This is a genomic window from Pseudomonas beijingensis (assembly GCF_030687295.1).
GTDB classification, from domain to species: domain Bacteria; phylum Pseudomonadota; class Gammaproteobacteria; order Pseudomonadales; family Pseudomonadaceae; genus Aquipseudomonas; species Aquipseudomonas beijingensis.
In genome coordinates this window covers 1,942,654-1,955,126 of sequence record NZ_CP117425.1, presented here as the reverse complement: position 1 = coordinate 1,955,126, position 12,473 = coordinate 1,942,654, and the positions used below count along the sequence as shown (strand labels likewise).

The following is a 12,473-nucleotide window of genomic DNA, read 5'->3' as shown; positions in this document are numbered from 1 at the left end:
CCGACGCCTGTCCAGGGTAAAACGTGTATCCAGATAAAACTTGAGGCTGGGAGCCTGCCATGCGCCAGCGGGAAACCCACTGACGTACGACAGACCACCAACCTCTAGCGCAATCGCTGATTAGCGACGCAGACCCAGGCGAGCGATCAGAGCGCTGTAACGGCTCACGTCCTTGCCTTTCAGGTAGTCCAGCAGCTTACGACGCTGGTTTACCATGCGGATCAGACCACGACGGGAGTGGTGATCTTTACCGTTGGCCTTGAAGTGACCTTGCAGTTTGTTGATGTTGTGGGTCAGCAGTGCAACTTGCACTTCTGGCGAACCAGTGTCACCAACAGCTTGCTGGTAGTCAGCTACGATTTGAGCTTTTTCTTGAACGTCGAGAGCCATGAGGCAATCCTTTTAGTCAGGAAACTGTTCCGAGGAAACAGCTTCAACAGGCCAGGGACAAATCCCTGTATCTATAAATGAGTAGTGACCGTGCCTGTTAACAGCCACACTCGCCAACCTGCTGTTACGCAGGCTGGTTCCGGTCATTCCGACCGAATCAGTCGACGCGGCGCAATGCGCCCGTCTTCGCTCACTTCACCTATACCGATGAAGCGACCGTTGTGATCTTGTACCCGGACCATGCCGAATTTCGGCGCATCCGGGGCGCGTACCGGCTGGCCGTTGAGCCAGTAGAACGCGCTGTGTTCCGAGAACTGCAAGAGCGGCCAATCCAGCAAACCGCTGTCCGATGGCATCAGGAAGCGGTCGACCGCTTCGTTGCCGCCTTCGGCATGCACCGCTTCAAGCTCTTCCAGCGTGACCGTCTGGGCCAACGTGAAAGGCCCGGCCTGGGTCCGTCGCAATTCTGCCACGTACGCGCCACAGCCGAGTTGTTCACCAATATCCTCCACCAGGGTGCGGATATAGGTGCCCTTGCTGCAATCCACGGCCAGCCGCGCAGTATTACCGTCGAAGGCCAGCAATTCCAAGCGCGCAATAGTAACAGAACGCGGTTCGCGCTCCACTACTTCGCCTGCACGGGCCAGTTTATACAACGGCTGCCCATCGCGCTTCAAAGCGGAGTACATCGGCGGTATCTGACTGATTTGCCCGCGAAAACCCGGCAAAACCGCTTCGATATCCGCCTGACCAACGGTCACCGGGCGTTCCAGCAAAACCTCGCCTTCGGCATCCGCCGTGGTGGTGGTCTTACCCAGTTGCGCCAGGGTTTCATAACCCTTGTCGGAATCGAGCAGGTACTGGGAAAACTTGGTTGCCTCGCCAAAGCACAGCGGCAATACGCCGGTGGCCAGCGGATCGAGGCTACCGGTGTGCCCGGCCTTTTCAGCATTGAGCAGCCAGCGAACCTTCTGCAACGCCGCGTTGGACGTGAACCCCAGCGGCTTGTCGAGCAGGATGATACCGCTGACGTTACGACGGATACGTTTGACCTGAGCCACCGATTACTCCTTGGTGTCTTCGGGTTCAGCCGCAACCGGGTGCTGACTGTCTTCAGCCACGGCGCGTTCGATCAACGCCGACAGGTGAGCACCCCCGCACGACGCTTTCGTCGTAATGGAAGTGCAGCTGTGGGACGCTGCGCAGCTTCATCTCCCGGGCCAGCTGCATACGCAGGAAGCCGGCGGCCGAGTTGAGCACCTTGATGCTCTGGGCGATTTCTTCGGCGCTGTCCTGGCCCATCACGGTGATGAAAATCTTGGCGTGACCGACGTCACGGCTGACTTCCACTGCGGTAATGGTGACCAGGCCGACGCGCGGGTCTTTGACTTCGCGACGGATCAGCTGGGCCAGCTCGCGCTGCATCTGATCGCCGATTCGTTGGGTACGGCTGTATTCTTTTGCCATGTCTTGTTACCTGTTACTGCCCCACGGTGAAACCCGCGAGGTCTGAAAGCGGCAAACGCCCGGCCTGGCAAAAGCCAGACCGGGCGTTGCGTTTAGAGTCCGCCAGCCAGGCAGCGCATGTTCATGCGGCTGCCCGGTGCGGCTCTTGAAGTGCGCGAGTTAGAGGCTGCGAGCAACCTGGACCTTCTCGAAGACTTCGATCTTGTCGCCGACCTTGACGTCGTTGTAGCTCTTGACGCCAATACCGCATTCCATGCCGGCACGTACTTCGGAAGCGTCATCCTTGAAGCGACGCAGGGATTCCAGCTCGCCTTCGAAGATCACGATGTCTTCACGCAGTACACGGATCGGACGGTTACGGTGAACGACACCCTCGATCACCATGCAACCGGCGATGGCACCGAACTTCGGCGAACGGAACACGTCGCGAACTTCGGCCACGCCCAGGATGTTCTCCCGCACGTCGCTGCCCAGCATACCGGTCAACGCTTTCTTGACGTCTTCGATGATGTCGTAGATCACGTTGTAGTAACGCATATCCAGGCCTTCCTGCTCGACGATCTTGCGAGCGCCAGCATCGGCACGCACGTTGAAGCCGAACAGTACAGCATTGGAGGCCAGTGCCAGGTTGGCGTCGGACTCGGTGATACCACCGACACCGCCACCGACCACACGCACTTGCACTTCGTCGTTACCCAGGCCATTCAAGGCGCCGTTCAACGCTTCGAGCGAACCACGGACGTCGGATTTGAGGACGATGTTGAGCGTCTTCTTCTCTTCCTGGCCCATGTTCTCGAAGATGTTTTCCAGCTTGCCGGCGTGAGCACGAGCCAGTTTGACTTCGCGGAACTTGCCTTGACGGAACAGAGCCACTTCACGGGCTTTCTTCTCGTCAGCCACAACGCTCATCTCGTCGCCAGCGTCCGGGGTACCGTCCAGGCCGAGGATCTCGACCGGGATAGCCGGACCGGCTTCCTTGATGGGCTTGCCGTTCTCGTCGAGCATGGCGCGCACGCGGCCATAGTTCGAGCCGACCAGCACCATGTCGCCTTGACGCAACGTACCGTCCTGGACCAGGACAGTCGCTACCGGGCCACGGCCCTTGTCGAGGCGCGATTCAACAACCACACCACGACCAGGCGCCGAAGGCGTAGCGGTCAGTTCGAGAACCTCGGCTTGCAGCAGAACGGCTTCGAGCAGTTCGTCAACACCGGTACCCATCTTCGCCGAGACCGGAACGAATGGAGTGTCGCCACCCCACTCTTCGGAGGTCACGCCGTGGACCGACAGTTCGCTGCGGATGCGATCGAGATCGGCGCCCGGCTTGTCGATCTTGTTCACCGCAACCACCAGCGGCACGCCAGCTGCCTTGGCATGCTGAACGGCTTCGATGGTTTGCGGCATCACGCCGTCGTCCGCTGCAACCACCAGGATCACGATGTCGGTCGCCTTGGCACCACGGGCACGCATTGCGGTAAACGCAGCGTGACCCGGGGTGTCGAGGAACGTCACCATGCCGCGGTCGGTTTCAACGTGGTAGGCACCGATGTGCTGGGTAATACCACCCGCTTCACCGGCCGCCACCTTCGCACGACGAATGTAGTCGAGCAGGGACGTTTTACCGTGGTCGACGTGGCCCATGACGGTCACGACCGGAGCACGGGAAACCGCCTCACCTTCAAACTTCAGGGACTCGGCCAGGGAATCTTCCAGGGCGGTGTCGCTGACCAGGGTCACTTTGTGGCCCAGCTCTTCAGCAACCAGTTGGGCAGTTTCCTGATCCAGTACCTGGTTGATGGTGGCTGGTGTACCCAGCTTGAACATGAACTTGATGATTTCAGCAGCCTTGACCGACATCTGCTGGGCCAGATCGCCCACCGTGATGGTCTCGCCGATCTTCACTTCACGCACGACAGGGCCCGTAGGGCTCTGGAAACCGTGGGCGTTGCGTTTCTTCAGCTTGGCCTTGCCGCGACCGCCACGACGGAAACCGTCGCTTTCTTCGTCGGTAGTCCGTGGCGCAACACGAGGTGCCGGTGCCTTTTCCTTGACCGAAGCACGATGAGGCGCGTTTTTGCGCTCACCATCGCCACTGCCACGACGGTTGTCGTCGGCACGTGGTTTGTCCGGACGACGCTGTTCGTCGCGCTTGCGAGTGTCGGCTGGAGCCGGCGCTGCTGCCACGACTGGCGCCGCTTCACGCACAGGTTCGGCAACCGGGGCAACAGCCTCGACGGCGTCTACCGGCGCGGTTTGCGCAGCAGCAGGCTGGCGACGCGCTTCTTCTTCGGCGCGACGCTTGGCTTCTTCTTCAGCCTTCTGACGAGCAGCATTTTCTACTGCGCGACGTTCTTCCTGTTCGCGTTTGCGCTCGGCTTCGATTTCTTCCGGGCTGCGTTGTACGAAGACTTTCTTCTTGCGTACTTCAACGCTGATGCTTTTGCTACCGGCAACACGCAGGGTGCTGGTGGTTTTACGCTGCAGAGTGATCTTGCGCGGTTCTTCCACTTTCGCCTTGTGACTGCTCTTCAAGTGAGTCAGCAGAGACTGCTTCTCACTGTCGGTCACATGTTCCTCGGCGGCGGTGTGCGGCAGACCTGCCTCACGCATCTGCTGCAACAGGCGCTCTACCGGTGTTTTGACCTCATCGGCCAGTTGTTTCACCGTGACTTGCGTCATGCACTTCTCTCCTCAGGCCGCGCCTAATTACTCGAACCAGTGGGCTCGGGCGGCCATGATCAACTTGCCGGCACGATCATCGTCAATGCCGTCGATGTCGAGCAGATCGTCAATAGACTGCTCGGCCAGGTCTTCGCGGGTAATTACGCCGCGCACCGCCAGTTCCATCGCCAAATCCTTGTCCATGCCCTCAAGCGAGAGCAGGTCTTCGGCGGGATGGGCGTCTGCCAGCTTTTCCTCAGTAGCGATGGCTTTGGTCAACAAACGATCCTTGGCCCGAGCGCGAAGCTCGTTGACGATTTCCTCGTCAAAGCCGTCGATGTTGAGCATTTCCTCCACCGGTACGTAGGCAATCTCTTCCAGGCTGGTAAAGCCTTCATCCACCAGCACCTGCGCCAGCTCTTCATCGACTTCAAGCTCTTCGATGAAGTTGCGCAGGATGTCGCCAGTTTCAGCTTGCTGTTTAGCCTGGATGTCCGATTCGGTCATCACGTTCAGGGTCCAGCCAGTCAATTGGCTGGCCAGACGCACGTTCTGACCACCGCGACCGATGGCCTGAGCCAGATTGTCTGCGCCAACGGCGATGTCCATGGCGTGGGCATCTTCGTCGACGATAATTGCCGCCACTTCAGCAGGCGACATGGCATTGATCACGAACTGAGCCGGGTTGTCGTCCCACAGGACGATGTCCACGCGCTCGCCGCCCAACTCGCCGGATACGGCCTGGACACGCGAACCACGCATGCCGATGCAGGCACCTTGCGGGTCAATGCGCTTGTCCTTGGAGCGGACTGCGATCTTGGCACGCGAACCCGGATCACGGGAGGCGGCCATGACTTCGATCAGGCCTTCAGCAATTTCCGGCACTTCGATGCGGAACAACTCGATCAGCATTTCCGGCGCTGTACGCGACAGGATCAACTGCGGGCCGCGGTTCTCGGTGCGGATTTCCTTGAGCAGCGCACGCAAACGCACGCCGACCCGGAAAGTTTCGCGAGAGATGATGTCTTCGCGAGCCAGCAACGCTTCGGCGTTGTTGCCCAGGTCGACGATCACGTTGTCGCGGGTCACTTTTTTCACGGTGCCGGAGATAATTTCCCCCAGGCGCTCGCGATAAGCGTCGACGACTTGCGCGCGCTCGGCTTCGCGAACTTTCTGCACAATGACCTGCTTGGCAGTCTGTGCAGCGATGCGACCGAACTCAATGGACTCGATTTTTTCTTCTACTACGTCACCGACCTTGGCGCCCGGGTGCGTTTCTGCAACCTTGCTCGGCCAGGTTTCGATAGCCGGATCGTCCAGGTCGGCTTCCTCGACCACCGTCCAGCGACGGAAAGTCTCGTAGGCACCGGTGTGGCGATTGATTTCCACACGCAAATCAACTTCGTCTTCAAACCGCTTCTTGGTAGCAGTGGCCAGAGCCAGCTCCAGCGCTTCAAAAATAACGTTAGCCGGTACGCCCTTTTCATTGGATACCGACTCAACAACCAGCAGTACTTCTTTGCTCATCGTACGCCTCGCCTTTCGCAAGCCATTGGATCCGCGGGATCCGCAGTATCTGGCACGTATCAGTCAAAACTGGGAATAATGTTGGCCTTGTCGATCATATCGATCGGCAACAGGAACTCATGGTCATCTACCTGCACCACGACGTCCTGCTCTTCTACACCGCGCAGAAGGCCTTGGAAGTTGCGTCGTCCTTCGAAAGGCGAGCGCAGCTTGATCTTCACTTGTTCACCGGCAAACGAAGCGAACTGTTCAAGTGTGAACAGGGGGCGCTCCATGCCAGGCGAGGAAACTTCAAGGGTGTATTCGGAGGTGATTGGATCTTCAACATCCAGTACACCGCTGATCTGACGGCTGACGATGGCGCAATCATCCACCAACACGCCGCCTTCCTTATCGATATAAACGCGCAACAGTGAGTGGCGACCTTGAGCCGAGAACTCAATACCCCAGCATTCATAGCCAAGGGCCACGACCACCGGGGCCAACAAGGCCTGCAACTGTTCTAGCTTGCTCGACACCTGAACCCCCTCGTGCATGTTTGTGCATGCTGTGCAAATAAAAAAAAATGGGCGAATCGCCCATCCCTGAAACGCCGTCGAACAGCGGCGTTATAAAGTGTCCAGCTAACAAAAAGCCCCTTGGAAGGGGCCCCTGAAACTGGTTGCGGGAGCCGGATTTGAACCGACGACCTTCGGGTTATGAGCCCGACGAGCTACCAGACTGCTCCATCCCGCGACAAAGCTGGGGCGGAAGTATACGACCGATCCCTTACAGGGTCAATGTAACCCTTCCACCTACAAGAAAGCCCGCAATCGCGGGCTCTCCTGATAATTGGTACCGAGAAGGGGACTCGAACCCCTACACCCTATGGGCACAACCACCTCAAGGTTGCGTGTCTACCAATTCCACCACCTCGGCAATACAGCGTTTGAAACCTTCTTACTTCTGCTCTTGAGCTGGAGGCACGTCAGTCGCCGGGTTGGCCGACTTTTGCTCTTGAAGCACCGGGACATCATCAGAAGCCGGTTGTTGCTTTGGCGCTTCCAGTACCGCTGGGTTTGGCAAACCTACTTGAGTCAACTCGTGAGCTTTCTCTTTAGCAAAGTAACCTAACCCTAAGCTGGTTATGAAGAAACCGGCGGCAAGTATAGCAGTAAACTTACTAAGAAAGGTAGAGGAACCTTGGCTTCCGAACACAGTATTTGAAGCACCTGCACCGAAAGACGCACCAGCATCCGCACCTTTACCCTGCTGCAGCAATACGAGAGCAACTACGCCCAGTGCACCCAGCAGATGAAAAACGACTACGACTGTTTCCAGCATTTTTTCAGTTTCCCGCGGCGCGACAGATCGCACCGAACTCATCTGCATTCAGGGACGCTCCACCAATGAGCCCCCCATCGATATCCGGCATGCCGAACAGTTCGGCCGCATTGGCCGCCTTCACGCTGCCGCCGTATAGAAGTCGCACACCTCGTGCCACTTCAGAATTCTCTTCCGCCAACTGCGCGCGGATGGCTGCATGCACATCCTGCGCCTGTTGCGGCGAAGCCGTCAGCCCGGTACCAATGGCCCAGACCGGCTCGTAAGCAATGACGGCCTTTGCAAAAGCACCGACACCCAGGCCTTCGATGATGCAGCCCAGCTGACGCCCGACAACTTCAAGGGTCTTGCCGGCTTCACGCTGCTCAAGGGTTTCCCCTATGCACAACACCGGAATCAGACCACAGGCCTGGGCCGCAGCAAACTTGCGGATCAAGGTCTTGTCCTGCTCGCCCATGATCTGGCGACGCTCGGAATGTCCGACCAGGACCAGGGAGCAACCTGCATCCACCAACTGACTCGGCGCAATCTCACCGGTCATCGCACCTTGCATGGATTCCACCGCAGAGTTCTGCGCACCGACCGAAATCGACTTACCTTTCAAGCCATCAATCACTTGATTGATATACAAGCAAGGCGGGAATACCGCGACATCAACACCGCTTGGCAAGGCCAGATGACGAAGGCCATTGATCAGCTCAGCGACGCTGGCGCGGGTACCGTGCATCTTCCAGTTACCAGCTACCATAGGGCGACGCATGCTGTACCTCGTCGGTCAAAGTGGGCGCAGATGTTACCCAACCGATTCATGACTGGCAAGCCGAATTCAGGCAGAAACTTCAGTAACCAGTTTTGCCAGCTCTTCGGCATAACCGCGAACTTGCACTTCATCCTCGCCTTCAACCATGACACGCACCAAAGGCTCTGTGCCGGACTTGCGCAACAACACACGCCCACGCCCCCGCCATCGCCTCTGTCACGCGCTCACTGGCCTGCTTGACCTGCGCATGTTCGAGGGGGTTCACACCGCCACCGAAACGCACGTTGATCAACACTTGCGGGCATTTACGCAATGCCTGGCGCGACTGTGCGAGCCCTTCGTTGCGCGCCTTGAGGGCCATCAGCACCTGCAGTGCCGCAATGATCGCGTCACCGGTGGTGGTATGGTCGAAGCACACGATGTGGCCGGAGTTCTCGCCCCCGATCACCCAGTCGCGCTCCAGCAACTCCGAGATCACATAGCGGTCGCCCACATTGGCCCGTACGAAGGGGATATCCAAGTCAGCCAGGGCCAGCTCAAGCCCGAGGTTGCTCATCAACGTGCCGACCACGCCGCCCTTCAACTTGCCACGTCCATGCAGGTCGCGAGCGATGATGAACAACAGTTCGTCACCATCGACGACCGTACCGGTGTGATCGACCATCAAGACCCGATCACCGTCGCCATCGAAGGCGATGCCCAGATCGGCCTGCTCGGCCAGCACCGCAGCCTGCAACGCCTCGGTATGGGTTGAGCCACAGTTGTGGTTGATGTTCAGACCATTGGGCTGGGCGGAAAGCACCACCACGTCGGCGCCCAACTCACGAAAGACGCTCGGCGCGACTTTATAGGTGGCGCCGTGAGCACAATCGACGACAATTTTCAGGCCGGAGAAGCTGGTACCGGTCGGCACGCTGCCCTTGCAGAATTCGATGTAGCGACCCGACGCATCGTTGATCCGCGACACCTTGCCGATCTTGCTCGACTCGACCACCGTCATCGGCGTGTCCAGCAGTTCTTCGATCATCAGCTCGATATCATCCGGCAGCTTGGTACCCTGGCCGGAGAAGAACTTGATGCCGTTGTCATCATGCGGATTGTGCGAGGCACTGATCACGATGCCTGCCTGGGCCTGGAACGTACGCGTCAGGTAGGCAATGGCCGGCGTCGGCATCGGGCCGAGCAGCATCACATCGGCGCCCGCCGACGTCAGGCCGGCCTCGAGCGCCGATTCAAACATGTAGCCGGAAATTCGCGTGTCCTTGCCGACCAGCACTTTGCAGGCGCCCATCTTGCGGAACGCCATGCCGGCCGCCCAACCGAGCTTGAGCATGAAATCAGGGGTAATAGGGTATTCGCCGACCCGACCACGAATACCGTCGGTGCCAAAGTATTTCTTGCTCATAAGTGCTCCGTCATTCTTATTCGGCTGAATCCACAGCTGCGATCATCCGCACGACATCCATCGTTTCGGCTACATCGTGCACGCGCAATATGCGTGCACCTTTGGTAAGGGCCAGGGCCGCAAGGGCGAGACCGCCGTACAGGCGATCTCCCACCGGGCGACCCAGGGCGTTACCTATCATGCTCTTTCGCGAGACCCCAACCAACAGGGGCCGGCCCAGGGCGTGCAAGGCTTCCATATGTTTGAACAGGCTCAGGTTGTGAGCCAATGTCTTGGCAAAGCCGAACCCGGGATCAAGGATGATCCGCTCGGGGGGAATGCCCACGGCAGCGCACTGATCCAGACGCGCCGCCAGGAACTCACTTACCTCCCGGGTCACATCACCATAGTGCGGATCGTTCTGCATGGTTCCCGGCTCGCCAAGCATATGCATCAGGCATACCGGCAACCCGGTGGCTGCCGCGGCATCCAAGGCACCATCACGCTGCAGGGATCGAACATCATTGATCAGGCCCGCGCCCAGTCGCGCCGTCTCGCGCATGACCGCAGGCGTGGACGTATCGACCGAGATAATGACATCGAGTTCGCGGTGAATACGCTCGACAATCGGCGCCACCCGCTCCAGCTCTTCGGTGGGTGAGACCGCCCGCGCACCCGGCCGAGTCGATTCACCGCCCACATCAATCAACGTTGCGCCGGCGACCACCATGGCCTCGGCATGCCGCAAAGCAGCATCGAGCTGGCTGAATCGACCACCATCGGAAAAGGAATCTGGGGTGACATTGAGAATGCCCATGACATGCACATGGGCCAAATCAAGAACCCGGTTGCCGCAAGGCAACCGGGTCGAGGACTGAACAGAAGTCATTTCAAGCCTTAGACATCAGCGGCCGGGCCGCCAATCGGTGTTTCCGGACGCTCACCCTGTACCGCCGGAGGTGTACCGGAAGTACCGGTACCGCCACCCGACCAGTCGCGAGGCTCGCGAGGCTCACGACCCGCCATGATGTCGTCGATCTGCTCGGCATCGATGGTTTCGTACTTCATCAAGGCATCAGCCATGGCATCGAGCTTGTCACGGTTGTCCGTGAGGATCTGCCGGGCAGTGCCATAGCACTGGTCGATGATGCTGCGCACTTCGGAATCGATCAGCTTGGCCGTCTCGCCGGAGAAGCTTGCATGCTGGCCACCGCCACCACGACCGAGGAACACTTCCCCTTCTTCTTCGGCATACATCAGCGGCCCCAACTTCTCGGACAGGCCCCACTTGGTGACCATGTTCCGGGCGATCTGACTGGCGCGCATGATGTCGTTGGACGCCCCAGTGGTCACACCGTCGAAGCCTAATGTCATCTCTTCAGCGATACGGCCGCCGTACAACGAACAGATCTGGCTGATCAATGCACGCTTGGACAGGCTGTAGCGATCTTCTTCCGGCAGGAACATGGTCACGCCCAGGGCACGACCGCGGGGGATGATCGAAACCTTGTAGACCGGATCATGCTCGGGCACGACACGACCGACGATCGCGTGCCCGGCCTCGTGATACGCAGTGTTCTGCTTTTCCTTCTCCGACATGACCATGGATTTGCGCTCTGCGCCCATCATGATCTTGTCCTTGGCCAGCTCGAATTCCTTCATTTCCACAACACGCTTGCCGGTGCGAGCGGCGAACAGCGACGCTTCGTTGACCAGGTTCGCCAGGTCGGCACCGGAAAAGCCCGGCGTACCACGCGCGATGACGGCCGGAGCGACGTCGTCGCCCATTGGCACCTTGCGCATATGGACCTTGAGGATCTGCTCGCGACCACGAATGTCCGGCAGCCCCACCACGACCTGACGGTCGAAACGACCTGGACGCAACAGCGCAGGGTCGAGCACGTCAGGACGGTTGGTGGCGGCAATCACGATGATGCCGTCGTTCATTTCGAAACCGTCCATCTCGACCAGCAACTGGTTGAGAGTCTGTTCGCGCTCGTCGTGACCGCCACCCATGCCGGCACCACGATGGCGACCAACGGCGTCGATTTCGTCGATGAAGATGATGCACGGTGCGTGTTTCTTGGCCTGCTCGAACATGTCGCGGACACGACTGGCACCCACGCCGACGAACATTTCGACGAAGTCGGAACCGGAAATCGTGAAGAACGGCACCTTGGCTTCACCGGCAATCGCTTTGGCCAGCAAGGTTTTACCGGTACCTGGCGGGCCTACCATCAACACGCCACGTGGAATACGACCGCCCAGGCGCTGGAACTTGCCCGGATCGCGCAGGAACTCGACCAGCTCGCCCACTTCTTCCTTGGCTTCGTCGCAGCCTGCGACGTCGGCCAGGGTGGTTTTCACCTGATCTTCGGAAAGCAGTCGGGCCTTGCTCTTGCCAAAGCTCATCGGCCCGCCCTTGCCACCCCCACCGCCCTGCATCTGGCGCATGAAGAACATGAACACCGCGATGATCACCAGGATCGGGAAGCTGGCCACCAGGAGTTGGGTCCAGATGCTTTGCTGTTCAGGCTGCTTGCCTTCGACCACGACATGGTTATCCACCAGGTCGCCAATCAGGCCATTGTCCTGGATTGCCGGACGAATGGTCTTGAAGCTGTCACCATCGGTGCGCTTGCCGGTAATCACATAGCCATCAACGGCTACGCGCTCGACCTTGCCATCCTTGACCTGCTGGATGAAGTCGGAATAGTTGAGGGTCTGCGGCTCGTTAGGGCTGGAGAAGTTGTTCATCACGGTCACCAGGACAGCTGCGATGATCAACCACAGGATCAGATTCTTTGCCATATCGTTCAATTAACTACCCTCTGAAGCAAGCTCCGCTACTGGCGCGCGCTTCGCATGATATTCACCGGCCTAACTTACTACATTACCTACGACTCTGGCAGGCGCCGTCTGTAACCCTTTGTGAAACACTTTCTACACAATATTCGCTAA

Annotated in this window: 9 protein-coding genes, 2 tRNA genes and 2 pseudogenes; all 13 read right to left on the bottom strand. The window is 58.8% G+C overall.

Annotation, left to right across the window (positions count from 1 at the left end):
* Nucleotides 1–120 precede the first annotated feature (120 nt).
* Nucleotides 121–390: a 30S ribosomal protein S15 gene (gene rpsO, locus PSH84_RS08805; RefSeq protein ID WP_003197723.1), complete on the bottom strand. Its 270-nt coding sequence runs from the start codon at nt 388–390 to the stop codon at nt 121–123.
* A 143-nt stretch (nt 391–533) separates the two neighbouring features.
* Nucleotides 534–1,451 carry a tRNA pseudouridine(55) synthase TruB gene (gene truB / locus PSH84_RS08800; RefSeq protein ID WP_060739216.1) on the bottom strand — a complete coding sequence of 306 codons (918 nt, stop codon included), beginning with the start codon at nt 1,449–1,451 and terminating at the stop codon, nt 534–536.
* Nucleotides 1,452–1,454: 3 nt separating this feature from the next.
* Nucleotides 1,455–1,857, bottom strand: a pseudogene (gene rbfA / locus PSH84_RS08795) (30S ribosome-binding factor RbfA).
* A gap of 159 nt (nt 1,858–2,016) precedes the next feature.
* Nucleotides 2,017–4,536, bottom strand: coding sequence for a translation initiation factor IF-2 (gene infB / locus PSH84_RS08790; RefSeq protein WP_122569143.1), 2,520 nt, complete (start codon nt 4,534–4,536; stop codon nt 2,017–2,019).
* 27 nt (nt 4,537–4,563) lie between these two features.
* Nucleotides 4,564–6,045, bottom strand: coding sequence for a transcription termination factor NusA (gene nusA / locus PSH84_RS08785; RefSeq protein ID WP_003177868.1), 1,482 nt, complete (start codon nt 6,043–6,045; stop codon nt 4,564–4,566).
* Between the two features lie 59 nt (nt 6,046–6,104).
* Nucleotides 6,105–6,563, bottom strand: a complete 459-nt coding sequence (gene rimP / locus PSH84_RS08780) for a ribosome maturation factor RimP (RefSeq protein WP_013692254.1) — start codon at nt 6,561–6,563, stop codon at nt 6,105–6,107.
* Nucleotides 6,564–6,703: 140 nt separating this feature from the next.
* Nucleotides 6,704–6,780 (bottom strand) — tRNA-Met (locus PSH84_RS08775).
* A gap of 97 nt (nt 6,781–6,877) precedes the next feature.
* Nucleotides 6,878–6,963, bottom strand: a tRNA-Leu gene (locus PSH84_RS08770).
* A gap of 21 nt (nt 6,964–6,984) precedes the next feature.
* On the bottom strand, nt 6,985–7,368 hold the full coding sequence (gene secG, locus PSH84_RS08765) for a preprotein translocase subunit SecG (RefSeq protein WP_025211789.1): 384 nt from the start codon (nt 7,366–7,368) through the stop codon (nt 6,985–6,987).
* Between the two features lie 4 nt (nt 7,369–7,372).
* Nucleotides 7,373–8,128 (bottom strand): triose-phosphate isomerase, encoded by a 756-nt coding sequence (gene tpiA / locus PSH84_RS08760; protein WP_122569142.1) that lies wholly within the window; start codon nt 8,126–8,128, stop codon nt 7,373–7,375.
* Between the two features lie 66 nt (nt 8,129–8,194).
* Nucleotides 8,195–9,533: pseudogene (gene glmM, locus PSH84_RS08755) on the bottom strand (phosphoglucosamine mutase).
* Between the two features lie 16 nt (nt 9,534–9,549).
* Nucleotides 9,550–10,401 (bottom strand): dihydropteroate synthase, encoded by an 852-nt coding sequence (gene folP / locus PSH84_RS08750; protein ID WP_305482653.1) that lies wholly within the window; start codon nt 10,399–10,401, stop codon nt 9,550–9,552.
* 8 nt (nt 10,402–10,409) lie between these two features.
* Entirely contained in the window at nt 10,410–12,323 is a 1,914-nt protein-coding gene (ftsH, locus tag PSH84_RS08745) for an ATP-dependent zinc metalloprotease FtsH (protein ID WP_053118351.1), read from the bottom strand.
* Between the last annotated feature and the right edge of the window lie 150 nt (nt 12,324–12,473).

Coding starts and splice junctions, on each gene's coding strand:
- rpsO (WP_003197723.1), bottom strand. CDS start 390: ATGGCTCTCGACGTTCAAGAAAAAGCTCAAATCGTAGCTGACTACCAG.
- ftsH (WP_053118351.1), bottom strand. CDS start 12,323: ATGGCAAAGAATCTGATCCTGTGGTTGATCATCGCAGCTGTCCTGGTG.
- infB (WP_122569143.1), bottom strand. CDS start 4,536: ATGACGCAAGTCACGGTGAAACAACTGGCCGATGAGGTCAAAACACCG.
- nusA (WP_003177868.1), bottom strand. CDS start 6,045: ATGAGCAAAGAAGTACTGCTGGTTGTTGAGTCGGTATCCAATGAAAAG.
- secG (WP_025211789.1), bottom strand. CDS start 7,368: ATGCTGGAAACAGTCGTAGTCGTTTTTCATCTGCTGGGTGCACTGGGC.
- folP (WP_305482653.1), bottom strand. CDS start 10,401: ATGACTTCTGTTCAGTCCTCGACCCGGTTGCCTTGCGGCAACCGGGTT.
- tpiA (WP_122569142.1), bottom strand. CDS start 8,128: ATGCGTCGCCCTATGGTAGCTGGTAACTGGAAGATGCACGGTACCCGC.